Source organism: Nostocoides sp. F2B08 (assembly GCF_009184895.1).
In the GTDB taxonomy this organism is placed as follows: domain Bacteria; phylum Actinomycetota; class Actinomycetes; order Actinomycetales; family Dermatophilaceae; genus F2B08.
On sequence record NZ_WESE01000005.1, the window covers coordinates 231,336 to 256,984 of the forward strand.

The 25,649-nt window shown below is 70.1% G+C and carries 20 protein-coding genes; 4 read left to right on the top strand and 16 right to left on the bottom strand.

Going from position 1 to position 25,649, the window contains the following annotated elements; translation table 11 throughout:
- The gene (locus GA707_RS13590) at positions 1-1,992 is read right to left on the bottom strand and encodes a beta-galactosidase (protein WP_152178979.1); all 1,992 of its coding nucleotides are present in this window, start codon (positions 1,990-1,992) and stop codon (positions 1-3) included.
- Positions 1,993-2,262: 270 nt separating this feature from the next.
- Here GA707_RS13590 and GA707_RS13595 point away from each other — a divergent pair, with 270 nt between their 5' ends.
- The 4 genes from GA707_RS13595 (at position 2,263) to GA707_RS13610 (ending at position 6,498) form a co-directional block, all read left to right on the top strand.
- Positions 2,263-3,615, top strand: coding sequence for an ABC transporter substrate-binding protein (locus GA707_RS13595; RefSeq protein WP_152178980.1), 1,353 nt, complete (start codon positions 2,263-2,265; stop codon positions 3,613-3,615).
- Positions 3,616-3,634: 19 nt separating this feature from the next.
- Positions 3,635-4,543, top strand: coding sequence for a carbohydrate ABC transporter permease (locus GA707_RS13600; RefSeq protein ID WP_152178981.1), 909 nt, complete (start codon positions 3,635-3,637; stop codon positions 4,541-4,543).
- Complete coding sequence (locus GA707_RS13605; protein WP_193315336.1) at positions 4,540-5,475, top strand: carbohydrate ABC transporter permease; 936 nt, start codon at positions 4,540-4,542, stop codon at positions 5,473-5,475. The genes GA707_RS13600 and GA707_RS13605 overlap by 4 nt, the downstream gene beginning before the upstream one ends.
- Before the next feature lie 84 nt (positions 5,476-5,559).
- On the top strand, positions 5,560-6,498 hold the full coding sequence (locus GA707_RS13610; RefSeq protein ID WP_226963792.1) for a DMT family transporter: 939 nt from the start codon (positions 5,560-5,562) through the stop codon (positions 6,496-6,498).
- Between the two features lie 156 nt (positions 6,499-6,654).
- On the opposite strand, the gene GA707_RS13615 is transcribed toward GA707_RS13610, so the two are convergent.
- The 15 genes from GA707_RS13615 to GA707_RS13685 all read right to left on the bottom strand — a co-directional run bounded on the left by GA707_RS13615 (position 6,655) and on the right by GA707_RS13685 (position 25,610).
- Positions 6,655-8,151, bottom strand: coding sequence for a carboxyl transferase domain-containing protein (locus tag GA707_RS13615; protein ID WP_152178983.1), 1,497 nt, complete (start codon positions 8,149-8,151; stop codon positions 6,655-6,657).
- Complete coding sequence (locus tag GA707_RS13620) at positions 8,144-9,322, bottom strand: CaiB/BaiF CoA-transferase family protein (RefSeq protein WP_152178984.1); 1,179 nt, start codon at positions 9,320-9,322, stop codon at positions 8,144-8,146. The genes GA707_RS13615 and GA707_RS13620 overlap by 8 nt, the downstream gene beginning before the upstream one ends.
- Positions 9,323-9,519: 197 nt before the next feature.
- Positions 9,520-10,203 carry a 3'-5' exonuclease gene (locus tag GA707_RS13625; protein ID WP_152178985.1) on the bottom strand — a complete coding sequence of 228 codons (684 nt, stop codon included), beginning with the start codon at positions 10,201-10,203 and terminating at the stop codon, positions 9,520-9,522.
- Positions 10,204-10,210: 7 nt separating this feature from the next.
- The gene (locus GA707_RS13630) at positions 10,211-12,082 is read right to left on the bottom strand and encodes a putative nucleotidyltransferase substrate binding domain-containing protein (protein ID WP_152178986.1); all 1,872 of its coding nucleotides are present in this window, start codon (positions 12,080-12,082) and stop codon (positions 10,211-10,213) included.
- Positions 12,083-12,243: 161 nt separating this feature from the next.
- Positions 12,244-14,229, bottom strand: a complete 1,986-nt coding sequence (locus GA707_RS13635) for a hydantoinase B/oxoprolinase family protein (protein WP_226963793.1) — start codon at positions 14,227-14,229, stop codon at positions 12,244-12,246.
- Entirely contained in the window at positions 14,226-16,460 is a 2,235-nt protein-coding gene (locus tag GA707_RS13640; protein ID WP_152178987.1) for a hydantoinase/oxoprolinase family protein, read from the bottom strand. The genes GA707_RS13635 and GA707_RS13640 overlap by 4 nt, the downstream gene beginning before the upstream one ends.
- A gap of 263 nt (positions 16,461-16,723) precedes the next feature.
- The gene (locus tag GA707_RS13645; protein ID WP_152178988.1) at positions 16,724-17,146 is read right to left on the bottom strand and encodes a pyridoxamine 5'-phosphate oxidase family protein; all 423 of its coding nucleotides are present in this window, start codon (positions 17,144-17,146) and stop codon (positions 16,724-16,726) included.
- 76 nt (positions 17,147-17,222) lie between these two features.
- Positions 17,223-18,329, bottom strand: a complete 1,107-nt coding sequence (locus tag GA707_RS13650; protein WP_152178989.1) for a cell wall metabolism sensor histidine kinase WalK — start codon at positions 18,327-18,329, stop codon at positions 17,223-17,225.
- Entirely contained in the window at positions 18,329-19,075 is a 747-nt protein-coding gene (locus GA707_RS13655) for a response regulator transcription factor (protein ID WP_152178990.1), read from the bottom strand. Before GA707_RS13655 ends, GA707_RS13650 begins: the two co-directional genes overlap by 1 nt.
- Before the next feature lie 148 nt (positions 19,076-19,223).
- Positions 19,224-20,039 (bottom strand): DUF2202 domain-containing protein, encoded by an 816-nt coding sequence (locus GA707_RS13660; RefSeq protein WP_152178991.1) that lies wholly within the window; start codon positions 20,037-20,039, stop codon positions 19,224-19,226.
- A gap of 200 nt (positions 20,040-20,239) precedes the next feature.
- Positions 20,240-21,154 carry a carbon-nitrogen hydrolase family protein gene (locus tag GA707_RS13665; RefSeq protein WP_152178992.1) on the bottom strand — a complete coding sequence of 305 codons (915 nt, stop codon included), beginning with the start codon at positions 21,152-21,154 and terminating at the stop codon, positions 20,240-20,242.
- Entirely contained in the window at positions 21,151-21,807 is a 657-nt protein-coding gene (locus tag GA707_RS13670; RefSeq protein ID WP_152178993.1) for a carbon monoxide dehydrogenase subunit G, read from the bottom strand. Before GA707_RS13670 ends, GA707_RS13665 begins: the two co-directional genes overlap by 4 nt.
- Positions 21,804-24,191: an aerobic carbon-monoxide dehydrogenase large subunit gene (cutA, locus tag GA707_RS13675; protein ID WP_152178994.1), complete on the bottom strand. Its 2,388-nt coding sequence runs from the start codon at positions 24,189-24,191 to the stop codon at positions 21,804-21,806. Before cutA ends, GA707_RS13670 begins: the two co-directional genes overlap by 4 nt.
- The gene (locus GA707_RS13680; protein WP_152178995.1) at positions 24,188-24,766 is read right to left on the bottom strand and encodes a (2Fe-2S)-binding protein; all 579 of its coding nucleotides are present in this window, start codon (positions 24,764-24,766) and stop codon (positions 24,188-24,190) included. Before GA707_RS13680 ends, cutA begins: the two co-directional genes overlap by 4 nt.
- A complete protein-coding gene (locus GA707_RS13685) occupies positions 24,759-25,610 on the bottom strand; it encodes a xanthine dehydrogenase family protein subunit M (protein WP_255425086.1) in 852 nt (283 codons plus the stop codon). The genes GA707_RS13680 and GA707_RS13685 overlap by 8 nt, the downstream gene beginning before the upstream one ends.
- Positions 25,611-25,649 lie beyond the last annotated feature (39 nt).

Genomic DNA, 25,649 nt, shown 5'->3' on the forward strand with positions numbered 1-25,649 from the left:
TCAGCCTCTGTGCTCCCGCAGGACGGCCACAGATCCGGCGGCCACCGCATGCACCCCGGACGCCTGTCGGTCCGCGACGAGATCGTGGCCGCTGCAGGCGACCTCGACCGGCTCGTCCGTGTGGTTGACGAGGAACAGCCACGACGTGCCGTCCTCGCCGTGACGCCGCAGGGCCTCCACGCCGGGTGGGACGTCCGCGACCTGCGGCACCCCGGCGTCGCCCACGACCTCGGCCAGCACACGGTCGAGGTCGCGCTGGTCGAGCCGGGTGGCGAGATAGGTCGCCGAGCCGGCCCCGACCCGGTTGCGAGTGATCGCGGGTGCTCCGGGGACCGGACCGTCGACGAACGTGGCGAGCACGTCGGCTCCCACGCTGCGGACGTCCTCGGCCCAGACCGTCCCGCGGGACCCGTCGCTCAGCGTCACGGTCTCGTTCTCGCGCAGCGGCGTGAACTCCTCGGAGACGATGCCGAGCATCTCTCGGAACGCGCCCGGATACCCCCCGAGCCGGATGTGGTCCGACTCGTCGACGATGCCGCTGAAGTATGTGACGACGACGTGGGCGCCGGACTCGGCGGCGGCCCGCACGGCCGCCGCGCCGGCGTCCGTCACGAGGTAGAGGACCGGCACGACGATCACGCGATACCCGGTGAGATCGGTCTCCGGATGGACCACGTCGACCCCGATCCCGCAGTCCGTCAGCGAACGATGGACGGACTCGACCGTGTCCCAGTAGCGCACGTCCTCGCTCGGGTGGGCGTCCAGCTCGCAGGCCCACCACGCCTGCCAGTCGAAGAGGACCGCCACCTCGTTGCGTGAGCGTGCCCCCGCCACCTCGCTGATCGCGGCGAGGGTGCGTCCGAGCCCGACCACCTCACGCCATAGCCGGCTGTCCGTGCCGGCGTGCGGGACGAGGCCGCTGTGGAACTTCTCCGCTCCGGCCCGCGAGGCCCGCCACTGGAAGAACAGGACGCCGTCCGCGCCCCGGGCGACGTGCTGCAGTGCCGAGCGCAGCAGCTCTCCGGGGCGTTTGGCGACGTTGCGGGGCTGCCAGTTCACGGCGCTCGTCGACGTCTCCATGAGCAGCCACGGCTCGCCGCCGGCCACGCCCCGCACGAGGTCCGAGCTGAAGGCCAGGCCACGGTGGTTCTCGGGATCGGCTGCCGTGAGGTAGTGGTCGTTGGCCACGACGTCGAGCTCCGGACCCCACCGGAAGTAGTCCATCTCGCCCTCGTGCGGCATCACCATGAAGTTCGTCGTCACCGGGATGTCGGGTGTGAGCTCTTTGAGGATGTCGCGTTCGCCGAGGTAGATCGCGAGCGCCGCGTCGGAGGAGAACCGGTGGAAGTCGAGCTGGTGCGTGGGGTTGACGAAGGCGGGGGCGGCGCGCGGCGGCTGGATCTCGGCGAAGTCGTCGTAGCGCTGCGACCAGAACGCGGTCCCCCATGCCTCGTTGAGCGCCTCGACGGAGCCGTAGCGCACCTCGAGCCAGCTCCGGAACGCACGGGCGCTCTCGTCGCAGTAGCAGAGCACGTTGTGGCAGCCGATCTCGTTGTTCACATGCCACATGACGACGGCGGGGTGGGACCCGTAGCGCTCCGCGAGTGCGCGGACGATCCGGTGTGAGTGCTCCCGGTAGACCGGCGAGCTCGGGCAGTAGGCCTGTCGTCCACCGGTCCAGAGAGTGACCCCTTCAGCGGTGACCGGCAGCATCTCGGGGTGGCGGTGGGCCAGCCACGGGGGCGGCGAGGCCGTGGCGGTGGCGAGGTCGACGGCGATACCGCCGGCGTGTAGCAGGTCGATGACCTCGTCCAGCCAGTCGAAGCGCAGCTCACCCGGACGCGGTTCGAGGTGCGCCCAGGAGAAGACCCCGAGGGTGACGATGTTGACCCCGGCCTCCTGCATGAGGCGCACGTCCTCGTCCCAGACCTCGCGGGGCCACTGCTCCGGGTTGTAGTCGCCACCGAAGGCGATCGTCGGCCACGCGCGCATGGCACAAGAGTCGCGGTCCGGCGATGACAAGTCAACAAGTTCGTGCAGATCCGTACACGACTCGAACATCTGACCCGGGTTACGACGGCACGGGACATCACAGATGGTGACGATTTGGCTACAAACCCTTGACGAGGGCTGTACGAGGCGTCAAGAATCAGCGGTGCGCTGTTTGATCCTGTTCGATCTCGTGCGTTGTGCTCATCTCGTGCGTGCCGGACTCGGACCGAGCAGTCGATCCACACCGACGTGGCACCAGGAGGCCCTCGCATGACCAAGTCCCTTCCCCCTCAGTCCCTCCCGGCCTCTCTGGCTGCGACCTCGGGACCCACCCGCCGCAACATTCTGCGGGCGGCCGGCCTCGGGGGCCTCGTCCTCGGAAGCAGCAGCCTGCTCGCGGCCTGTGGAGGTTCGGACACCGCCACAGGTGGAGCGACCACCGGCGGCGGCGGTGGCGGCGGCTCCGTCAAGTTCGGAGTCAACGAAGCGCGGGGCTCCGGCCCGGCGTTCACCCGACTCGAGGCGATGGCCAACACCTACGCCGAGGAGACCGGCACCGAGGTCTCCCTCAACGCGGTCGACCACAACACCTTCCAGGAGAGCATCAACACCTACCTCCAGGGCACACCGGACGACGTCTTCACGTGGTTCGCCGGCTTCCGGATGGCCCAGTTCGCCGAGAACGGCCTGCTCGCCGACCTCAGCGACGTGTGGCCGATCGAGGGGCTCGGCGATGCGTTCCGCGAGGCCTCGACCGCCCCCGACGGCAACCAGTACTTCGTGCCGGTCAGCTACTACCCGTGGGCCGTCTTCTACCGCAAGTCCGTCTTCGCCGACAACGGCTGGACCGTTCCGGAGTCGTACGACGACTTCACGGCGCTCATGAGCGACATGCAGGGCGCCGGCATCACCCCGTTCGCCTTCGCCGCGAAGGACGCGTGGGCGCCGATGGGCACGTTCGACATCCTCAACATGCGCCTCAACGGCTTCGACTTCCACATGGCGCTGACCCGCGGCGAGGAGGCGTGGGACAGCCCGCAGGTCAAGACCGTCTTCGAGACCTGGCGCGACCTGCTGCCGTTCCACCAGGAAGACCCGCTCGGTCGCACCTGGCAGGAGGCTGCGACCGCGATGGGCAACGGCGAGTGCGGCATGTACCTCCTGGGCTCCTTCGTCGTGGACGGCGTCGACCCCGAGGTCGCGTCGGATCTGGACTTCTTCACCTTCCCCGAGCTCGATGCGGCGATCGGCTCCGACGCCCTCGATGCACCGATCGACGGCTTCTGCGTCGCCGCCGGCGGACAGGACGTCGACGCGGGCAAGGCCATGGCGGCGTGGCTCGGCACGGCGGCCGCGGCCGACGCGGCCAACTCCGCGGCGGAGGCGCCCTTCATCGCCGCCAACGACGGGGCGAGCACGGACTCGTACTCGGAGCTGCAGAAGAAGTCGGTCGAGGTCGTCCAGCAGGCCGGTTCGATCGCCCAGTTCCTCGACCGCGACACCAACGCCGACCTGGCCAACACCGTCATCGCTCCCGCCATCGGCGAGTTCCTCCAGAACCCGGACGACATCGACACCATCCTGACCTCCATCGCCGACCAGGCCCGCTCGATCCTCGGCTGAGCCGGGAGGGCTGCCAAATATGAGCACCACGACGCCGGTCTCCTCCCGCCCTCGCGAGAGGAGACTGGCGCCGCGCGACCGCCTGGTCGTCGCGACGATGATCATCATCCCCCTGGTGCTGGTCCTCTGGCTCGTGTGGCTACCGGCGCTCGCGTCCGTCTACCTCTCCTTCACCCGGTGGAACGGCTTCCAGATCGGCACGATCGAATGGGTGGGGCTGCAGAACTACCGGGACATCACGACGATCTACCCGCCGTTCTGGCCCGCGATCAGGCACAACCTCATCTGGCTGGTCTTCCTGTTCTTCATCCCGACGCTTTTCGGGATGTTCCTCGCGGTCATCCTCGACCGTGAGATGCGGGGAAGCCGCTTCTACCAGACGGCGTTCTACCTGCCGGTGGTCCTGTCACTGGCCCTCATCGGCTTCATCTGGCAGCTGTTCTACTCACGGGACCAGGGGCTGCTCAACCAGGTCCTGGGCACCCAGATCGACTGGTACGGCGACCCGAACATCAACCTGTGGTCCGTGCTCTTCGCCACCGCCTGGCGGCACACCGGGTACATCATGCTCATCTACCTGGCGGGTCTGAAGGGGGTCGACGTCTCCCTTCGGGAGGCCGCTGCCGTCGACGGGGCCAGTGAGGTCAAGACGTTCTTCACGATCATCTTCCCGGTGATGCGGCCCATCAACCTCATCGTCATCGTCATCGTCGTCATCGAGTCACTGCGTGCCTTCGACCTCGTCTGGATCATCAACAAGGGTCGCAACGGCCTCGAGATCATCGCGGCCCTGGTCAGTCAGAACGTCATCGGCGAAGCCACCAGGTACGGCTTCGGCTCGGCCCTGGCAGTGATCATGATGATCATCTCGTCGGTCTTCATCACGCTCTACCTTCGAGCCGTGTTCTCCGAGGAGAGGCAGCCATGAGCACCGCGACGCCGGTGGCCGCGACCACCCCCGACAAGCCGTCCACGCGTGGATCCTCGAAACGGGTCGAGGGCGGGGTCATCAACCGGCCCCGCGGTCGGATCGCGACGATCATCATGTTCGTGCTGGCCCTGCTCTGGCTCTTCCCGCTCGTCTGGGCGCTGGTCAACTCGTTCCGGGACTACAACTACACCCAGGTCAACGGCTACCTCTCGTTCGGCGGCTGGACGCTGGACAACTACCAACAGGCCTGGACACAGGGCAACTTCGGTCTGCACTTCAAGAACTCTCTCTTCATCACGGTCCCGGCCGTCCTGCTCACGCTCTTCCTCTCCTCGCTGGTCGCGTTCGTGCTCGCACGCTTCAGCTACCGGTTCAACCTCGTCATGCTGGGCGTCTTCCTGGCGGCGAACCTCCTGCCACCGCAGGCGTTGCTCATTCCCGTGTTCCGGATGTTCCGCGAGATTCCGCTCCCCACCTTCATGAGCGACACGGGCACCATGCTCAACAGCTTCTGGGCCCTGATCCTCGTCAACACCGCCTTCCAGCTCGGCTTCTGTGCGTTCGTGCTGAGCAACTACATGAAGACGATCCCCAAGGAGATCTACGAGTCGGCCGAGATCGACGGGGCGAGTATCTGGCGCCAGTACTGGCAGCTGACCATGCCGCTGGTCCGACCGGCTCTGGCGGCCCTGGCGACCCTGCAGGTGACCTGGATCTACAACGAGTTCTTCTGGGCGACGGTGCTCCTCTCGCGCGGCGACAAGTTCCCGGTCACGTCCGCGCTGAACAACCTGCGCGGACAGTTCTTCGTCGACACCAACCTCGTCGCGGCCGGTTCGATCATCGTCGCGCTCCCCGTGCTCATCGTCTTCTTCGTCCTGCAGAAGCAGTTCGTCTCGGGTCTGACCCTCGGCTCCACGAAGGGTTAGCCGACACGGGGCGGTGCAGAGCGCGCCGGAGCGGCCTGGCAGGATCGTCCCGTCCGTGCTGCCGGGTCGAGAAGGAGTATGCCGATGACCGTCCGCGGTGACCGCACCTGGTTGGTGGCCGTGGCCGCCTCGCTCTGGGGCCTGTCCGCGTTGTGGCGCTCACCTCTCGCCCGGGACTACCCGTCGCTCGCCATCGTGTTCTGGGAGCACGTCATCATCGTCGTCCTCGTCTCGCCCTGGGTCGTCCCCGCCGTGCAGCGGCTGCGTCGGGTCAGTGCGCGGACCCAGGGCGCCGTGCTCGTCATCGGTGCGGGCTCCTCGGCACTGGCCACGACGTTGTTCACCGCGGCGTTCCGGCTGGGCGACCCGATCACCCCGCAGGTGTTGCAGAAGCTGCAGCCGCTCATCGCGGTCCTCCTCGCCGCGGTCATCCTCGGCGAGCGGCTGCGCCCCCGTTTCGCGCTGTTCCTCGTCCCCGGCGTCGTCGGAGCCTGGCTGCTCGCGTTCGCGGACCCGTTGGGGGTCACGGTGGCCGGAGCTCAGGCGGCGTTGCTGGCCGTCGGTGCGGCGGCGCTGTGGGCGGCCGGCACCGTCCTCGGCCGGCTGGCGAGTGCCGAGCTGCGCTTCCGCGACCTCACCGCCCTGCGGTTCACCGTGGGTTTGCTGACGCTCGGTCTCATCGCAGGGCTGACCCGCACCCCGGTGTCGTTGCCGTGGAGCCTCGCGCCGTCGCTCGTGCTCCTCGCCCTCGTCCCGGGGCTCCTGGCGCTCGTCCTCTACTACCTGGCGCTCGGCCGCACCCCCGCCTCCCGGGCGACGATGGCCGAGCTCGCGTTTCCCCTGACCGCCGCGTTCATCGGGGTCGTCGCGTTCGCGGCCCGTCCGACCCCGACTCAGTGGCTCGGCTTCGTCATCGTCCTCGTCACCGTCGTGGCGCTGGCCATCCACGAGCAGCGTGCCGAGCACCCCGCTGTCGCCGTTCCGGTCCGGGCCGAGGACGCGGTGCCGGTCCGCACCCGTTGATCGACCCGGGCACCCACAAGGCTGCGGCAACACCCGAACTACGACCGGGCACCTGCACATGCAGATGTCAGGTCGTGGTTCGGGTGCTGCGGTCGCCGTTCGGGCGAGTGGACCTCAGGTGTCGCGGTCGATCCGCCCGTGCGGTGAGCCGTGCACCTAGAGCCGGCGGTACCTGTCGTGCCGAGCGGCCATCCGGACCTCGGGCTCCATCCTCGTCAGCCTGGTCAGCTCGTGCGCGATCGCCTGGGCCATCCGGCGGGAGAACTCGACCGGCTCCTCGGCGGCGTCCGGGCGCTCGGCGACGATGCGGTCCACGATCCCGGCCGCCAGCAGGTCCAGGGACCGCACCCGCTGGCGGTCCGCGATCTCGGGTGCGCGGTCCGGCGTCCGGTACAGGATCGCCGACGCACCCTCCGGCGGCAGCGGCGACAGCCACGAGTGCTGGGCGCAGATGACCCGGTCGGCCGGCATGAGCGCGATGGCGCCACCGCCGGTGCCCTGCCCGAGCAGGACGCAGACGGTCGGCTCCGGCAGCGCGACGAGCTCGGCGAGCGAGCGCGCGATCTCCCCGGCCATGCCGCCCTCCTCGGCCTGCTTCGACAGGGCCGCGCCCGAGGTGTCGATCAACGAGACCAGAGGGATTCCGAGCTCGTGGGACAGCCGCATACCGCGTCTGGCGACTCGCAGACCGGACGGGCTGAGCGGCTTCTCGGCTGCCTCGGCCTGGCGGTCCTGGCCGAGCACGACGCAGGGCACTCCTTCGAAGCGCGCGAGCGCGAGGAACAACGACCGGTCCCACTCTCCGGCGCCGGTCCCGAACAGCGGGATGACGTCGTCGGCGCCGTACCGCAGCACGGCCCGCACGCCCGGACGGTCCGGGTGGCGGGACCGGGTGATCGACTCCCACGCGGGCACGTCGGGCAAGCGCTCGAGCGGCACATCCTCGACGGGCGGCTGCTCCCGCGGGGCCAGCACGAGCGAGAGGAACCTGATCGCGATCTCGCGCAGGTCCTCGACGGGGAGCACCGCGTCGAGCAGGCCGTGGTCCCAGAGGTTCTCGGCGGTCTGGACGCCGTCCGGGAACGGCTTGCCGTACAGCGACTCGTAGACGCGGGCGCCGAGGAAGCCGATCGTCGCGCCGGGCTCCCCGACGGTGACGTGACCGAGCGAACCCCAGGAGGCGAAGACGCCGCCGGTGGTCGGATGGCGCAGGTAGGTGATGTAGGGCAGGCGGGCCGCCTTGAATGCTCCGACCGCGGCGGTGATCTTGACCATCGTCACGAACGCCGGCGTGCCCTCCTGCATGCGTGTGCCGCCGGAGGTCGGCGCGGCGAACAGCGGGATGCGCTCCTCGGTGGCGCGCTCGAACGCCCGCACGATCCGCTCGGCGGCGGCCCGGCCGATCGAGCCGGCCAGGAAGTGGAACTCACCGACGATGGCCGCGACCCGGTGGCCCCCGATGCGGCCCTCGCCGGTGACGATCGACTCGTCGGTGCCGGCCCGTTCCGCCGCGGAGGCGAGGGTCGCCGCATACTCCGATCCGTCCTCGGCCACCCGCAGCGGTGCCTCGTCCCACGAGAGCCACGTGCCCTCGTCGAGGACCGCCGCGATGAGCTCGGCGGAGTTCGGTCGGCGCGGCCGGTTCTCAGCCATCGCCGTGGTCCAGGGAGTCCAGCCACGCGCGGACGGACGCGTTGTGCTCCCCGAGGCGGGGCGGCGGCAGGTGCTCGGCGCGGCCTCCGGCGAACGGGTTGTCGTCGAGGCGGATCGGCGAGCCCGGCAGCGTGATCTCGCCGAGGACCGGGTGGTCGACGCCGAGCAGCAGATGCTGGCTCGCGACCTGGTCCCACTGGTAGACCTCGTCCATCGTCCGCACGCGACCGGCCGGGATGCCGATCTCGGCGAGTCGGGCGAGCAGGTCCTCGCTCGCATACTCGGCGAAGACACCGTTGACCGTCTCGATCACGAGAGGGAGGTTGCGGACCCGGTCGGCGTTGGTGGCCATGCCGGGGGTGGCCGGGTCGATGCCGAACGCCGTCGCGAACTTCACCCACAGGCCCTCGCTGCCGCACGCGATCTGGAGCTTGCCGTCCGCGCACTCGAACAGACCGTACGGCGAGATCGAGGGGTGGTGGTTCCCCTGGGCGCGGGCGACCTTCCCGGCGACCGTGTATGCGGTGCCCTGGAAGGCGTGCACCCCCACCACCGCGGCAAGCAGGGAGGTGCGCACGACGCGCCCCCGCCCGGTCAGGTGGCGCTCGTTGAGGGCGGCGACGACGCCGAAGGCGCCGTGCAGACCGCCGAGCAGGTCGGCGATCGGCACACCCACGCGCTGCGGGTCGTCCGGTCCGGGTCCGGTGATGGACATCAGTCCCGCCTCGCCCTGGGCGATCTGGTCGTAGCCGGCGCGGCCGCCCTCGGGGCCGTCCTCCCCGAAGCCGCTGATCTTGAGGATGACGAGCCGCGGGTTCAGCTCGTGCAGACGCTGGACGGTGAAGCCGAGGCGGTCGAGGACACCCGGGCGGAAGTTCTCGATGAGGACGTCGCCCGCCGCCACGAGCCGGGACAGCATGTCCGTGCCGTCCTCGCTCTTCAGGTCGAGCGTCACGGACTCCTTGTTGCGGTTGCACGACAGGAAGTACGTGGAGATCGGGTCGTCCTCGGGTCCGACGAAAGGCGGCCCGTAGCCGCGGGTGTCGTCGCCTGTGCCGGACTCGACCTTGATGACGCGGGCGCCCATGTCGCCGAGCATCATCGCGGCGTGCGGGCCGGCGAGTGCGCGTGAGAGGTCGATGACGACGATGTCCTGCAGCGGTGCGGTCACGGCACTCACTCAACCACGCCCGGCGTGGTCGCTGAGTTGGCACCCCTTGCCAAAGGTCGCCAACGGACTTGGTAGGTGTTCCGAGAGGCGAGGAGGGGTTTCCTTTTCTTCCTTGGGAAGGAAACGCCGGGTTTGGGACACAACCCTTCTTTCCCGATGGTGGGGATTCCTTCCATGGGAAGAAATCGCGTCACCCCTCAGCTCGACAGCGACTTCAGGGTGATCCCGGTGCGTCCGCCGAGGTGCGCGGCCTGGGCGAGGAACAGCTCGGCGGCCGAGATCGCGTCGGTGAGCGCCTCGTGGGCACGGTAGCGGGGGAGCCCGAAGTGGTCACGAGCCGCCTGCAGCCGCAGCACCCCCGGTCGGACCTCGTCGTCGGAGGCGATCCGCAGCACTCGCCGCTGCAGTGCCATGGTGTCGATCGAACGCGTCAGGAGCGGCGCGCCGTAGAGCCGTTCGCAGGCCCGCGACAGGAACCCGACCTCGACCGGGGCGTGATGTGCGACAAGGGTGCGTCCGGCCAGCGCCGCGAGCAGCGCGGGCAGCGCCTCGGAGAGCGGCAGGCCGGCCGCCAGCCGGTCGTCGGTGAGGCCGTGGATGCCGGCGGACTGCCCTACCTCTCCGTCGGGCACGACGAACAGGTGCTCGGCGCCCCGGTGGACGAGCGCTGGGCCGTCGACGGGGATCAGCCCGATCGACAGGATCTCGTCGGTGCGCTCGTCGAGTCCGGTCAGCTCGAGGTCCACGGCGAGGTAGCGACCCTCGAGCCAGTCGATGCGCGGGTCGTCGATCGGCACCTCGAGGAAGTCGCGCAACGGCCCCGGAGGCGTCGCCCTCGCCGCGGCCGCCCGCCTGCTGTCGAGGGAGCGCCGGAACAGCATCCGCCGCTCAGCCCTGGTCGGGGTATGCGGTGGTCAGGACCGACTGCGCCTGCCGGACGATCTGGAACGCGTCGCGGAGGTGGCGCTTCTCGAACTGGCTGAGCTCGTCCGGAGGGACGAAGTCGTCGGGCTCCGCCCCGGCCCGGACCTGGCGGGCCTGGTGCCGCAGCCGGACATAGGAGATGAACTCGAAGGCGTCCTTGAGGTCGGCGATGCGCTCGGCGCTGAGCCGCCCGGTTCCTTCGACCGCGGTGAGTCGCAGCTGGGTGTTCACCTGCGGGAGGCCCCCGGCTAGCGCATACACCCTGGCGAGGTCGACGACGAGGCGCACGCCGCGGTCCTTGAGGTCCAGGGTGTCGGCGTGCTCGCCGCCCTTCTCGAGGACGAAGCCGCGGAAGAAGCCGATCGGCGGTTGGGTGCGGGTCGCCTGGGCAGCGAGGTGGCCGAGGAACGGCATGCTGTCGGCCGTCTCGGCGAGCGCCGCCCGCTGCAGTTCCTCGAACAGTCGCGCGTCGCCGTGCAGCGGGCGCAGGTCGAAGAAGGACCGGACCCGGTGGACGGTGTCGTCGGAGGGGTTCTCGACCCACCTCGCCACGGTGTCGAGCCACCGGGAGAGACCTTGGCGCATCTGCGGGTTCGTCGCCATCAGGCCGGCGGTGCAGTAGCGGTAGCCGCACGCGGCGAGGCCGTCCGAGACGAACGTCGCCAGCTCGCTCAGGTAGTCGGCGTAGGCGTCCCCGTCCGGACCGGCGAGGGTCTCGTCGTTCAGGATCAGCGCGTGGTCCTGGTCGCTGGACAGGCCGTGCTCGAGCCGCCCGGCCGAGCCGAGCGTGAGCCAGCAGTACGGACCCGGAGGCGGTCCGAGCCGCACCTCGGCCAGCTCGATGAGCCGCCGCTCGATGGCGTCTGCGATCGCGGTCACGACCCGGCCGATGTCGTCGGCGGTGGCGTCCTCGGTGACGAGCTGGCCGACGATCTCGGCCACCCTGGGCTGCACGGCGGCGAGCTGCTCGACGGTGGTCATCTTCTGGATGTCGCCGGCGATGTAGACCGGGTTGGCGCGCTCGAGGCGCATCAGGTCCGTGCTGCTCACGAGGCCGACCACGCGGCCGCCGTCGGTGACGGGCATGTGGTGGATGTTCTTGGCGACCATCGACAGGAGCAGCTCGAACGCCATCGACTCGACCGGTGCGCTGATCGGGTCGGCGGTCATGATGGCGCTCACTGGCTGCTCGATGTCGCGGCCCTCGGCGACGACCCGGTTGCGGAGGTCGCGATCGGTCATGATGCCGACGAGCTCGTCCTCGGCCATGACGAGCAGGCTCGAGACCCGCTCGTCGCGCATCGTCTCGGCGGCGCTGCGGATGGTCGTCGCCGGCGTCACCCACAGGGGTGCGCGGCGGATGATGTCGCCGACCTTGGTCTTGAGCACGGTGGTGCCGCGGTCGGCGGTGTGCACGGCGCGTACAGCCATCCGCATCGTCTCGCTCAGCGAGTGCTGGAAGAACACCGACCACATCGGCTGGGTCCGCGACAGCTCGCGGAACACCTCGCCCGGCATGACGAGGACGAGTGAGTCCTCGATCGCGGTGAGGGTGAACGGCGCGATGCCGTCCGAGAGGAGTGCGGCCCAGCCGAAGCACCGTCCGGTGTCGTAGCGGTCTACGAGCCCGCCGTGCGGGTCACGGACCTCGACCGCGCCGGAGCGCAGGACGAACATCTCGTCGTTGTGACTGCCCGCCGCGACGATCTCGGTGTCGCGGCGGTAGTAGCGCGTCGTCAGGCGCGGCGGCAGGCCCCGCAGCACGCTTTCGGGCAACGCCTCGAACGGCGCGTGCGCGACAAGGAACTCCTGGACCTCCACCAGCTCTGCGACCACACCGCGATCCTGCCAGCACGGGTCGCTCCACGTGCGCGGTTGTGATGCGATCGTCGCCGGGCGGCGCCGAATCCACACTTCAGCGGGCTTGTGTCATGGAGACACGCCGACCGCGTCGCGCTGTCGTCGGCGTGTCTCCATGACACAACAGGGGGCGGGGGTCAGAGCCAGTCGACGTCCGCGGCGTTCGCGCCCGAGGCGAGTCGCGCATACCCCGGACCGCGGTCGAAGAACGGCTCCTCGCTGCGCGTGGCGCGCATTCGTTCGCGCAGCTCGTCGCTCGCCTGCACGTCGACGACCGGCTGGTCCGTGGTCCCGGAGGCGACGACGCCGTATGCGGTGCGCGCCCCCGCGAAGGAGACCTTGCCCCAGCGCAGGTCACGCTCGACCTCGTCGTACGGACGCGTCAGGGGGTCGCCCCAGCCCCCGCCGCCGGTGGTCCGGATGCGGATGACCTGCCCCGCCCGGACGAGCTCGGCGTCGGCGAGTGCGTCGACCTCCCGCTCGTCCGGGCCGCCCGGGTCGATCGTCACCTGGAACGGCGCCCCGGCCTTGCCACCCTTGACGCCCCAGCAGGCGAGGATCGAACGGTCGGCGATGGACATGAAGTGCGCGTCCTTGAGCATTCTGATGTGCTTCTCGTAGCCGAGGCCGCCGCGGTACCGTCCCGCGCCGCCGGAGTCGACGGCCAGGCCGAGCCGCTCGACGATGAACGGGAAGCGGCTCTCGGTGAACTCGGTCGGCAGGTTGCGGCTGTCCGGAACGACGTGGATCGTGTCCTCGCCGTCGGCGTAGTACCGGCCACCCGAGCCGCCGCCGAGCACCTCGCGCATGAGGTAGCTGTTGCCGTCACGGTCCTCGCCGTAGACGCCGGTGTAGCGGATCGTCTCCTGGTCGGCCGGCATCTGCCCGTCGACCGCCTTGGCGACCACGCCCGCGAGGACGCCGAGGAGCCGGAGGATGACGAAGGTCCGGGCGTTCGTCGGCGCCGGGTAGACCGGGGTGAGCAGCGTGCCCTTCTCGGGGAAGCGCATCTCGATGAGCGGCACGATGCCCTCGTTGACGTCGAGCTCGGCCATCCGTTCGGGGGTGTCGGCGAGGTTGCGCAGGATCGGGGCGAGCCACTTCTTGAGGAAGTTGCCGCCGACATAGTCGCCGCAGTGGTTGATCGGCCCCTTCGCCTGGGCCGCCGTTCCGGTGAAGTCGACGATCAGCCGTGGACCGGCAGGGCGGTTGTTCTCCGGGTCGGCCGGTGCGTCGCTGACCTTGGTGAGTGTGATCCGCTGGGTGTGCAGCGTCGGCTCGTCGACGCCGTCGTGCTCGGCGTAGTCCTCCCAGACGTAGGTGCCGTCGGGGATCTTCGAGAGAATCTCGCGGCGGTAGGTCTCGGTCGTCGCGTCGAGGATGGCGTCGAAAGCGCCCTCGACCTGGTCGCGGCCGTAGCGGTCGAACAGCTCGGAGAGCCGGCGTGCGCCCATCAGACACGCCGAGCACTCGGCGTCGAGGTCGGCCGCCAGGCTGTCGGGCATGCGGGAGTTGCGGGTCATGATCCGCAGCGCCGCCTTGTTCGGGACACCCTGGTCCCACAGCTTGATCGGCGGGACCGACAGCCCCTCCTCGAACACGCTCGTCGCGCCGCTGGGCATCGAGCCTGGGCAGCCGCCGCCGATGTCGTCGTGGTGCCCGAAGGCCTGGACGAAAGCGACGACCTCGGGCCCTCGACCATCGTCGTGGAACACCGGCACGGTGACGCACAGGTCGGGCAGGTGGCCGATGCCGCCCTCGGACTCGTAGACGTCGTTGTGGAAGAACACGTCTCCCTCGCGCATCTCCGACAGCGGGAAGTCGCGCGCGACCGGGTGGACGAGGGCCGAGTAGGACCGGCCGGTGAGCTTGCGCAGCTGGCGGTCGTGGATGCCCGCGCGGAAGTCGTGGGCGTCACGGATCATCGGGGAGCGGCTGGTGCGGCCGATGGCCGTCTCGACCTCCATCTCGACGCTCGCCAGGGTGCCCTGGACGATCTCGACGAGGATCGGGTCGACGGACGCCCCCTCCGGCGTCAGTCGACCGCCGTGCTCGTATGCGGTGGGCAGGCCGGCCGGGTTGTCCGGCTTGGCAAGGACGTAGTCCATGTCGACAGCGGTCATCGAACCGCACCTTCCTTCGTGATGACGAGATTGCCGTAGTCGTCGACCCGGACGACGAACCCGGGGTGGACGGGGATCGTCGAGCCGAACTCCTCGACGATGGCGGGACCGGCGAAGGCGTCGCCGGCGCCGAGGCGCTCGCGGGCGTAGACGGTCGTCGGGACGTACCCGTCGGTGGCGTCGAAGCAGACGTCGCGGGTTCCTGTGACGGCCCGCTCGGCGAGCTCGCCGTCGCCGCCCGGGACGGCGAGGATCTCCGGACGGGTGATCGGCCCGATGCCGGTGACGCGCAGGTTGACCCACTCGACGTGCTGGTCGCGGTCACCGCGGAAGTCGTAGCCGTAGAGCTGGCGGTGCTCGCTGTGGAAACGGTCGGCGATCGTCGCGACGAACCGCTCGTCGACGGGACCCTCGGGAGCCGGGACCCGGACCTCGAACGCCTGCCCGACGTAGCGGACGTCGATCGTGCGGTCGAAGCGATGCGACTCGAAGGAGAAGCCCTCCTTGTCCAGTGCGGCACGGGCCTTGCCGGTGAGGTCGTCGATGATGCCCTGGACCACCGCGTGGTCGAGCGCGGACTCGCGCGCCACATGGGTCTGCACGTAGTCGTTCTTGACGTCCACCGTGAGCAGCCCGAAGGCGCTGACGTTGCCTGGGTTCGGCGGCACGACGACCCCGGCGAGGTCGAGGATGTCGACGAGCCGGCAGGCGAGGAGCGATCCCGAGCCGCCGAAGGTCGTGAGCATGAAGTCGCGGACGTCGAGCCCTCGCTTGACGCTCACCTGGCGCAGGGCGTTCGCCTGGTTCCACGCCGAGATCTCGAGGATGCCGGTGGCGCAGCGCTCGAAGTCGAGTCCGAGCTTGCCGGCGAGGTTCTCGATGCCGGCGCGCGCGGCGTCCACATCGAGCGGGATCTCGCCGCCGAGCAGGTGCGGAGGGATCCGGCCGAGCGTGACGTGCGCGTCGGTGATGGTCGGCTCGGTGCCGCCCTTGGCGTAGCAGAGCGGGCCGGGGTCGGCGCCGGCCGACTGCGGTCCGACCTTGAGCGCACCCTCGGGCGAGATCCATGCGATGGAGCCGCCGCCCGCGCCGACGGTCACGACGTCGATCATCGGGATCTTGCTCGGGTAGGCGCCGACCGAGCCCTCGGTCGTGAGCGTGGGCTGGCCGTCGAGGACGACCGAGACGTCGGTGCTCGTGCCGCCGCCGTCGCACGTGAGGACCTTCGGGAAGCCGGCCTTCTGCGCGATGAGCGCCGCGCCGAGCGCTCCCGCCGCCGGCCCGGACAGGACGGTGGTGATCGGCTGGTGCACGACCTCGTCGGCGGAGAGCACCCCACCGTTGGACTTCATGACGTAGAACGGAATCCCACGGGGAGGCTCCGCCCCCCCGTGCACCCCCCCGGACTGCTCGGAGCTCGCTGCGCTCGCGCGACCCTCTGTTGCGTCGAACGAAGCTCCTTCGTCGCCGTTCGCCGAGACGAAGTCGGCGAGCCGGTCGTGGATGTTCGTCACGTAACGGCTGACGTTCGGCTTGACCGCCGCGTCGACGAGGGTGGTCATCGAGCGCTCGTACTCGCGGTACTCGCGCAGCACCTCGCTGCTGATCGAGACGACGGCCTCGGGATGCTCCGCGCGGAGGATGTCCCGCATCCGGAGCTCGTGGGCGTCGTTGGCGTAGGCGTGCAGGAAGCAGACGCCGATCGTCGTGATGCCCTTGTCCCGGAACCACCGGGCGACCGTGCGGGCCTGCTCCTCGTCGAACGGCCGGATCTCGCCGCCCTCGAAGTCCATCCGGCCCGCGACCGTGCGCACCCGGTCGGCCGGCACGATCCGCTCCGGCTTGACCCAGAAGTACGAGTTGCCGTATCCGTCCGGCACCGACTGGCGGGCGATCTCGAGCATGAACTCGTAGCCCTCGGTCGTGATGAAGCCGAGCTGCTCGACCTTGCCCTCGAGGAGCTTGTTCGTTGCCACGGTCGTGCCGTGCGAGACGGCCGTGATGTCGGTGCCGCTCGCGCCCATCAAGCCGAGGATCTTCTCGATTCCGGTGATGAACCCGTCGGCCGGGTTGCTCGGCGTGCTCGGGGTCTTCGTCGTGAGCAGCTCGCCCGAGTCCTCGTCGACGGCGACGACGTCGGTGAAGGTGCCGCCGGTGTCGATCCCGATGCGGATCCGCCGGTGCTCACTCGTGCTGATGTCCCTGGCCTGGTCGGCCGTCACTTCCGTCATGCGTCCATCAAACCGTCGAGCCGCGCGTCGATCGTTGGCAGTCCTTGCCAACGACCGGGCGCTCCTCCGGCAGACCTCGCCAGACCGCATGACGCGACGTGGATAGGACGTCTACTCCGCCAGGAGACAGATGCTCCCCGGGGAGACCTTCGGTTCGTGCCGAGACCGCAATGTCCGGTGATCGGCGGAGGTTGTGTCGCGCGACGGAGGTTGTGTCGCGCGGGAACGGACCGGCGGCGGTATGCGTCGGGCGCCGCGGCGGGTCAGATCGCCCAGTCCGGGGACCGGTCGAGCACGAACCGCCGACCACGGACCTTGTCGACGTCGATGGCGAAGACGTGGTCCTTCCTCGTCGGGACCCATGGTCGGAGCCGGGCCACGACGTCGGCGGTGCCCGGCTCGTCGGTGATCTCCCGCGCGATGCCGTGCACGAGCACGCTCCACGCGTGGTCCTCGTCGTAGTGGTCGGTCTGCAGGGCGACGTCGTCCTCGATCTTCAGGGCGAAGAACTTCGACCCCTCGGCGGTTCGGAAGACGATGCGCGACCCGTCGACGACGTAGTTCACGGGGGTGATGCGGGTCCTGCCTCGAAGGCGGTATCCGATCCGACCGAAGGACGTGGAGCGCAGCAGCTGCCAGCTCTCCTCACGGCCGATCTTGCTCACCACGCCGTCACCGCGCGTCATCGCGATCCCTTCCGCCGAGCGATGGACACCACCGGTGTCCTCCGGTGCAACCCTATGCCCCGACGTCCCGTCACCGTCAGGAGTGTGACGCACCGCTTCGAGGAAGGACCAGCGTGAAGGTCGCACCCTGTCCCCGGCCCGCGCTTCTCGCGGTCAGAGTGCCCCCGTGGGCGGTCGCGATCCGCCGGGAGACCGTCAGGCCGATTCCGGAGCCCTCGTCTCCGGACCCCTGCTCGGGCCGCCGTCTACCCGGCACCCGGTAGAAGCGCTCGAAGACCCTCTCGACATCGGCGGGGTCGAGACCCTCACCGGTGTCCTCGACGCGTGTCACCAGCGTCTCACCGGCGGACTCGACCGACACGCTCACGCGGCCCCCCGAGGGGGTCGCCCGGAGCGCATTGCCGACGAGGTTGGTGATGACCTGGGCGACGCGGTCGGCGTCGACCTCCGCACGCAGCGGTGGGTCACCGACCCGCACGACCAGCTCGACGCCGGCATCCTCTGCCTGGGGGCGCAGCCGCTCGGCGGCCTGACGCACGACCTCGGTGAGGTCGGTCTCCTTCACCGAGAGGTCGAGACGCCCCTCCTCGGCCCGGGAGAGGGAGGACAGGTCGTCGGAGAGCCGGCGCAGCCGGCGCAGCTCGCCGGAGACCAGCGCGAGCGTCTCGTCGTCGGCGGGGAGAATCCCGTCGATCATCCCCTCGACGTAGCCGTCGACGACGGTGAGGGGAGTCCGCATCTCGTGGGCGACCTCACCGAGCAGCCGGACCCGCCGTTCCTCGGTCTCCCGGAGGGATGCGCCCAGCGTGCGCACGCTGTCGGCGAGGTCGTCCAGCTCGCGGGTGCCGGGTGCGGGCACGTCGACGTCGTACCTCCCCGAGGCCATCTCCTGGGTCGCCGAGCTGAGCCGCTCGAGCGGACGCGCCAACCGGTATGCGGCCGCCGCACCGATGGCGGCGGCTGCGAGGGCCCCGACACCCACTCCGACGAGCAGGGCCGAGTCCACGGCGGCGACGAACTGGTCGCGCATCATCCGTCCGGTACCGGGACCGCCACCGAGGCCCCGCATCCTGCGGTCCAGGGCCTGCGGTGCGAGGACCCGCACGAGGAGGAACGTGGCGGCGGCCCCCACCGCGGCGACGAGCAGATGGCTGACCACGAGCCTGACGGTGAGCCGGTTCATCATGTGCTCCCGCCGCGGCCCGGTCCCGCTGACGACGGCTCCCCGATGAACTTGTAGCCGACGCCGCGAACGGTGGCGATGAGTTCGGGAGCAACGGCGTCGTCTCCGAGCGCGCTCCGGATGCTCCGGACGTGCACGTCGACGACACGCTCGTCGCCGTAGAAGTCGTATCCCCAGACCTCCTCCAGAAGCTGGGCGCGGGAGAAGACGCGTCCCGGTGATCTGGCGAGAGCGCGCAGGAGGTCGAACTCGAGGGCGGACAGGGACACCGGCGACCCGTTGCGCGTGATCTCGCGACGCGACTCGTCGATGGTCAGGCCGACGAAGGTGAGCGGCCCGCCCCGCCCGCCGCCGGTCGGATCCTCGCCCTCGGGGATCCGCGAACGGCGCAGCACGGTCCGGACCCGGGCGACGACCTCACGCGGACTGAACGGCTTGGTCACGTAGTCGTCGGCACCACCCGAGAGGCCGATGATGCGGTCCACCTCCTCGGCGCGCGCCGTGACGAGGATGACGTAGACGTCCGACGTGCGGCGCAGGATCCGCAGCACCTCGAGCCCGTCGAGGTCCGGGAGGCCGATGTCGAGGAGCACGAGGTCGGGTGGGTCCTGGCTCTCCGTCGCCTCGTGGAGGGCGTCGGCACCGGTGCCCGCCAGGACGACCTCGAACCCGTCGGCCTCGAGGTAGGCCCGGAGCAGCTCGCGGATCGACGGCTCGTCGTCGACGACGAGGATGCGGCGCGCCATGGTGCCTTGAGCTCCTTCCGCGTGCGGTTCTTCCCGCCCGGCAACGACCGGACCGGGGACCCTCCGAGCGTAGGGCCCCCGGTCTTGCTCACCGGTCCGAGGTCGTGGGCGTCACGTCAACCGGCCGTGTCGTCATTCGGCTGTGTGTTCATTCGCTCGTGTCGTCGTTCTCGAGCTGGTCCCGGAGCCAGCAGTCGCTCAGACCCGCGCTCGGTCCGGGACCCCAGGGACGGATGCCGTCCTCGTCGCTCGGCGACTGGCGGAGCATCTGTCCGTTGCCCGGCCCACGGCCCGTGCCGCCGCCCTGGCCGACGTTGCCCCACGGCCCGTTCTGCATCGGCCCGTTGTGCCGGCCGGGGCGGTACCGCATACCGTCCCCGGTGCCGTCGGGCAGGCCGCCTTCTGAGGCCATGGTGTAGGTGGTCAGGTGGTGCTGGGAGCCGGCGAGGAGACGTTCGAGCACGGTGCGGACATCGGCCTGGTCGGTCTCCTCGATCATCGCCTCGAGATCGGCGATGTCCCGCTCCTCGAGCTCGATCCCGACCTGGAAGGCCGCATCGAGACTCCCGCTTCCCTCGCTCAGCCATCGGTCGTAGAGGGACTGGAGCTCGGGGAAGGCATAACTGCCGGCCTCCAGACCGTCGGAGGGGTCTGCGACGCCGTAGCGCTCGAGCAGCAGGCCGACCTGGTCGAAGTGGCGCTGCTCGCTCGTCGTGATCCGGCTCATCGGGCGGGCGCCGTCATGCTCGATGGCGAGTGCCGCATACAGGTCGCGCGCCATCCGCTCCTCCTCGCGGGTGAAGCGCAGCTGCTCTGCCAGCCCTGGGTCGAGCGCGGCCGCTGTGGCCACCGCAGGGGCGGGCGTCGTGGTCTGCGCCGTTCCGACCGCCTGTGCCGTGGCCGCGAGCCCGACGAGCGATGCCGCCGAGACGACGACCAGGATGTTGCGTGTCATGGTCTTCATCGGGTCCTCCTTCGTGAGATCGATCTGCTGATGCAATCGATTCAACGCGGAGCCCGTGAAGGGCCCCGGCCGGAGTTCGTGAAGGCTCTGTGAATCCGGAAGGAGCTGCGACAGTGAGGCCCCGCGACGCCGGTGTGCCGGATCGGCGTCATCGCACTGCGTCGGCACACCGCTGCCGGGTCCCCGCCCCCGGTGCCGCCTCAGTGCGGGAAGGACGTCTTCGCGGGCGCCTCGAGATCATCGCGGTGGTTGCGGATGAGGTCGAGGTTGCGGTCGCGCAGGTGGTCGAACGCCTGCGGGATGTTCGAGCCCGGAGTGAGCGAGGCAAGGGCCTCGTCGGGGTCGAGCCGGGCCGAGACCCAGCCCTCGTGCGAGGCAGCCTTGGCGACGATGTGACCGATCGGCGTGACGATGTGGCTGTTGCCGAAGAAGTGCACCCCGGCCGGGTCGATTCCGGTCGCGTTCGGGGCGACGATGAACACGTGGTTGTCGTATGCGCGAGCCCGCGAGGTGAGCTCGAAGACGTCCGCCGAGCGCAGCAGCGCCGTCGGCCGGAGGATCACCTCGGCCCCCCGCACCGCCTGGATGCGGGACAGCTCGGGGTAGTCGCCGTCGAAGCAGATGATCATGCCGATCCGGCCGAGGTCGGTATCGCACACGGCCACCGTGTCACCGGGGGTGACCCAGCCGCCGCCCGAGACGGCCTCGCTGCAGAACGGGTGCGTCTTGCGGTACACCCCGAGGATGGCGCCGTCCCGGTCGATGAGCACCGCCGAGTTGTACACGATGCCGCGCTCCGGACCGCGCTCGTAGGTGCCGACGCACAGGACCGCGTCCAGCTCGCGAGCAAGGTCGGCGAAGGGAGCGACGAGGGTATGCGTGGCGTCCCCGCGCGCGGGAAGCTCGCTCACGAGGTCCCACAGGTCCTCGGTCGAGCAGTCCGGCGTGAAGCCGGTCGTCACCGTCTCCGGCAGCACGATGAGCTCCGCGCTGGTCGCCTCGTGACAGCGCCGCGTCCACATGATCGCGTGCTCGATGTTGGCCTGGACAGACTCGGGGGACAGCGGCTCGGTGCGCGGGGCGACCTGCACCGCGGCCGCGGTGAAGGCCCTCATCGCCGCCGCCCGAGCCGCGAGCCGAGCAGGACGCCGATGGCGACGAGCGCACCTCCGAGGACGGTGCCGAGCACGAAGCCCTTGGCATCGCCGAGGTCGAAGCCCCCCGGTGCGGGCGCCCGCCCGGCGTAGACCGCACCGACCCCGGGCGTGGGGGCCTGCGCCGCCGGGGCTCCGGCCATGGCGAGCTCCGGCTCGACGGCGACCGCACCGCCGGTCGCGATGTCGTTGTCGAGCGCGGTGAAGAACTCGCCTGCCATCTTCCGGGTCACGCCGGCGAGCATCCGCTGACCGACCCCGCCGATCGTCCCGCCGACGGTCGCGTCGGCGTCGTAGGAGAGCACCGTGCCACCGCCGTCGTGCGGCGCGAGCCGCACGTCGACGACCGCGTCGATCGTCCCGGGAGCGCCGCTGCCGCTCGCCTTCATCCGCAAGGACTGCGGCTCGTCCTTGTCCGTGATGGCCACCTGACCGTCATACGTTCCCTTGATCGCCGCCACACCGGCGGTGACGCGCATGGCGTACTCGTCGGGGCCGGTCGTGGTCAGGCTCTCGCAGCCGGGCAGGCACCGGGCGAGCACGGCGGGGTCGAGCATGGCTCCCCAGACCTGGTCGACCGGCGCGGTGAGGGTGTTGCTTCCGGAGATCTTCATGAGGCGTCCTTTCGGGCGTGCGCGCGGCGCAGGGCCCAGAGCTCGGGCGGGCTGATCGGCATCGAGGTGATGGGGAAGCCCTCCGCGTCCTCGATCGCGGAGGCGATGACCGCGGTCACCGGGATGGTGCCGGCCTCGCCGGCGCCCTTGATCCCCAACGGGTTGAGCGGGCTCGGGGTCTCGAGGTGGTCGGTCTCGATGAACGGGACCTCCGAGGCGTAGGGCATGAGGAAGTCCATGAACGAGGCGTTGAGGAGCTGCCCGGACTCGTCGTAGACCATTCGCTCGTACAGGGCTCCACCGACTCCCTGGGCGACGCCCCCGTGCACCTGGCCCTCGACGATGAGCGGGTTGATCATGTTGCCGCAGTCGTGGACGACGCAGTAGCGCAGGATCCGGATCTCGGCGGTGACCGGGTCGGTCTCGACGATCGCCGCGTGCATGCCGTTCGCGAAGGTCGCCTGGGTGGGGGAGTAGAAGTCCTGGCCCTCGAGGCCGGGCTCGTCGTCGTCACCGATCGGCGGCTTCTCGACATCGAAGGTCCCGGCGAACTGGGTGGCCTTCTTGGCCGCCTCGTCGAAGGCGTAGCGGAGCGGGTTCGACATGACGGCGATGGTGCCCAGGTCGATGGAGCTGCCCGGGGCGCCCTTGACGGAGATGACGCCGTCCTCGATCTCGAGGTCCTCGGGCGAGACCTCGAGGGCGTCGGCGGCGATCCGCAGCGCCTTGGCGCGCACGACCTTGGCGGCGAGCGCGACGGCGTTTCCGCTCATGACCGCAGCCCGCGAGGCGAAGGTGCCCACCGCATACGCCATCCGACGGGTGTCGCCGGTGGTGACGTGGACGTTCTCGATCGGCACACCGAGCTCGTCGGCGACGATCTGGGCCAGCGAGGTCTGGTGGCCCTGGCCCTGGGTGGTCAGCCCGGTGGCGACGTTGACCCGCCCGTTCGTCTCGATCTGGATGTGCCCGCCCTCGTAGGGACCGACCCCGGTGCCCTCGACGTAGCAGCCGATGCCGAGCCCGACCTTGCGGCCCTCGGCCTCCGCCTGGGCGCGGTAGTCGGCGAAGTCGTCCCAGCCCACGAGCTCCTTGAGCTTGGCCAAGGACGCGGGGAAGTCGCCGGAGTCGTATTTGAGCGGGCGCCCGTCCTGGAACATCAGGCCGTGGTCGTAGGGCATCTCGTCGGGTTGGATGAAGTTGCGCGAGCGCACCTCGGCCCGGTCGATCCCGAGATGGGCCGCGATCGCGTCCATCGTCCGCTCCATGGCGAAGCAGCCCTGCGGGCGTCCCGCGCCGCGGTACGGCGTGACGAGCACCGTGTTGGTGTAGAGCGAGAAGAACTCGACGCGATAGGAGCCGGGCTTGTAGGGACCGAGCAGCTGGGTGGCGGTGATGATCGGCACGATGATGCCGTAGGGCGTGTAGGCGCCGTTGTCGTGCCAGAAGCGCACATCGAGCGCCAGCATGCGGCCCTCGTCGTCGAACCCGACGGTGACCTCTTGGAGCTGGCCGCGCTCGTGCGCCGAGGAGATGAAGTGCTCGCGGCGGTCCTCGGTCCACTTGACGTCGTGGTCGAGGTTGCGCGAGGCCCAGGGGACGAGGACCTCTTCAGGCCACGGGTGCATGATCTTGACCCCGAAGCCGCCGCCGACGTCCGGCGCGATGCACTCGACCTTCGCCAGCGGCAGGTCGAGCTTGGCGGCCACGCAGGCGCGCACGCCGGTCGAGGTCTGCGTCGAGGAGTAGACGCGCAGGGACTCGTCGTCGGAGTTCCACCGGGCGTAGACGCCCTTGCCCTCCATGGGCATGCACGCGCTGCGCTCGATGTCGAGCTCGAGAGTGAGGGTATGCGGTGCTCCAGCCATCGCGGACGTCACGTCGCCGACCTCCTGGACGAGGTGGGCCGAGACGTTGCCCGGCGCGTCCTCGTGGACGAGGTGCGCCGCCTCGCGGGCGTTCTCGATCCCGACGACCGGGGGGAGCTGCTCGTAGCGGACCACGATCCGGTCGACGGCGTCCTCGGCGACGTAGCGGTTGGTGGCCACGACCATGACGACGGCCTCGCCGACGTGGTTGACCTCGCCCTTCGCGAGGGGGTACCCGGTGCGGGCTGCGGTCAGGGCGGGGTGGGGGATGAGGACCGGGAGCGGCTCGCCGACGGCCCCGGGCAGGTCCTCGTGTGTGTAGATCGCGATGACGCCGTCGACGTCGACGGCGGCATCGGTGTCGATCTCGAGGATCCGCGCGTGGGCGTAGGGGCTGCGGACGAACGCGGCCTCGTAGGCGGTGTGACCGAGGTCGTCGAGGTAGCGGCCGCCACCGGTGAGCAGGCGGGGGTCCTCGCGTCGCTGGACCGGTGCGCCGAACTGCCTGGTCGTCATGCTCGCCCCCCCTCGTCGCGCGTGATCTCCTCGCGCTTGATCTCCGCGGCTCGCAGGACGCTCTTGATGATGTTCTGGTACCCGGTGCACCGGCAGAGGTTGCCGGAGATGAGCTCGCGGGCCTCGTCCTCGGTGGGGTCGTCGTGATCCTCGAGGTAGGCCGTGATCGTCGTGACGAAGCCGGGGGTGCAGAAGCCGCACTGGAGGCCGTGGCACTCGGCGAAGGCGCGCTGGACGTGGTTCATCGTCTCCGGCGTGCTGCCCAAGCCCTCGACCGTCGTGATCTCGTGTCGCTGGGCCTGGACCGCGAACATCAGGCAGGCCCGGGTCGGGCTGCCGTCGACGAGGACGGTGCAGGCGCCGCAGACCCCGTGCTCGCAGCCGACGTGGGTGCCGGTCAGGCGCAGGTCGTGGCGGAGGAAGTCGGAGAGCAGGCGACGGGCCGGCACCCGTGCTGAGCGGGCCACGCCGTTGACCGTCACGGTGACGTCGTGCATCTCGTCGGCGAGCAGGTCCGCGGCGGTCACGGCGGAGGTGGTCGTCGAGATCGGGCTCGAGGTCGTCGTGTCAGGCATGGGTCCCTCCGTGGGTAGCGCCGGCAGCGGCGGCGAACGCCCGCCGGGCCAGCTCGCCGGCGAGCATCCGTCGGTAGTCGGCGTCGGCATGGATGTCGGACTCGGGGGCGAGCGCGGCCTGGACCGGCTCGTCGATCACCGACCAGTCGGCCGAGTCGGGGTCCATCCCGCTCAGGATGTCGGTGAGGTCGACGACCCCCGGCACGTCGGTGACGGACACGAATGCGGCCCGGGCCGACGCGATCCGCCCGATCTCGTCGAGGGTGAGCACGGCGGCGACGCCGGCCAGGGCGTAGTCACCGTGACGCCGGGCGGACTCGAGGAAGGCGGTCCGGGTCCGGGCCGGGAAGCGTCCGAAGCGCACGGCCTCGACGATCTCGTCGTGCTCGAGCGCGGTCTCGAGCGCACCCGCGAAGAAGTCGGTGCCGGCGATCTCGCGTCGGCCGTTCGGGCCGACGACCTCGACGACGCCGTCGGTGACGACGAGGATGCTCGGCATCTCGCCGGCCGCGTCGGCGTGCGCGATGGACCCGACCGTCGTGCCCCGGTTGCGGATCGCGGGGTGCGCGACGTTGGACAGGGCCTGACGGAGGAGGGGGAGCGCCGCATACGCCTCGTCGTCGGCGAGCAGCTGCGCGTGCCGCACGAGCGCACCCACGCGGACGCAGTCGTCGCGGACCTCGATGCGGTCCAGACCGGGGATGCCCGCGAGGTCGACGAGGTGGGTCGGGCGGGCGAGCCGCATGGACAGCACAGGGATGAGGCTCTGGCCGCCGGCCAGCACCTTGGCCTCCGGGTGCTCGCGGAGCATCGCCACCGCCTCGTCGAGCGAGTCGGGGCTCAAGTATCGGAATGGTCCCGGTTTCACAACTCGTCCATCCTC

Bases quoted from the DNA above. Each gene is read 5' to 3' on its own strand.
- GA707_RS13590 (WP_152178979.1), bottom strand. From the start codon at position 1,992: ATGCGCGCGTGGCCGACGATCGCCTTCGGTGGCGACTACAACCCGGAG.
- GA707_RS13595 (WP_152178980.1), top strand. From the start codon at position 2,263: ATGACCAAGTCCCTTCCCCCTCAGTCCCTCCCGGCCTCTCTGGCTGCG.
- GA707_RS13600 (WP_152178981.1), top strand. From the start codon at position 3,635: ATGAGCACCACGACGCCGGTCTCCTCCCGCCCTCGCGAGAGGAGACTG.
- GA707_RS13605 (WP_193315336.1), top strand. From the start codon at position 4,540: ATGAGCACCGCGACGCCGGTGGCCGCGACCACCCCCGACAAGCCGTCC.
- GA707_RS13610 (WP_226963792.1), top strand. From the start codon at position 5,560: ATGACCGTCCGCGGTGACCGCACCTGGTTGGTGGCCGTGGCCGCCTCG.
- GA707_RS13615 (WP_152178983.1), bottom strand. From the start codon at position 8,151: ATGGCTGAGAACCGGCCGCGCCGACCGAACTCCGCCGAGCTCATCGCG.
- GA707_RS13625 (WP_152178985.1), bottom strand. From the start codon at position 10,203: ATGCTGTTCCGGCGCTCCCTCGACAGCAGGCGGGCGGCCGCGGCGAGG.
- GA707_RS13635 (WP_226963793.1), bottom strand. From the start codon at position 14,229: ATGACCGCTGTCGACATGGACTACGTCCTTGCCAAGCCGGACAACCCG.
- GA707_RS13640 (WP_152178987.1), bottom strand. From the start codon at position 16,460: ATGACGGAAGTGACGGCCGACCAGGCCAGGGACATCAGCACGAGTGAG.
- GA707_RS13645 (WP_152178988.1), bottom strand. From the start codon at position 17,146: ATGACGCGCGGTGACGGCGTGGTGAGCAAGATCGGCCGTGAGGAGAGC.
- GA707_RS13650 (WP_152178989.1), bottom strand. From the start codon at position 18,329: ATGAACCGGCTCACCGTCAGGCTCGTGGTCAGCCATCTGCTCGTCGCC.
- GA707_RS13655 (WP_152178990.1), bottom strand. From the start codon at position 19,075: ATGGCGCGCCGCATCCTCGTCGTCGACGACGAGCCGTCGATCCGCGAG.
- GA707_RS13660 (WP_152178991.1), bottom strand. From the start codon at position 20,039: ATGAAGACCATGACACGCAACATCCTGGTCGTCGTCTCGGCGGCATCG.
- GA707_RS13665 (WP_152178992.1), bottom strand. From the start codon at position 21,154: ATGAGGGCCTTCACCGCGGCCGCGGTGCAGGTCGCCCCGCGCACCGAG.
- GA707_RS13670 (WP_152178993.1), bottom strand. From the start codon at position 21,807: ATGAAGATCTCCGGAAGCAACACCCTCACCGCGCCGGTCGACCAGGTC.
- cutA (WP_152178994.1), bottom strand. From the start codon at position 24,191: ATGACGACCAGGCAGTTCGGCGCACCGGTCCAGCGACGCGAGGACCCC.
- GA707_RS13680 (WP_152178995.1), bottom strand. From the start codon at position 24,766: ATGCCTGACACGACGACCTCGAGCCCGATCTCGACGACCACCTCCGCC.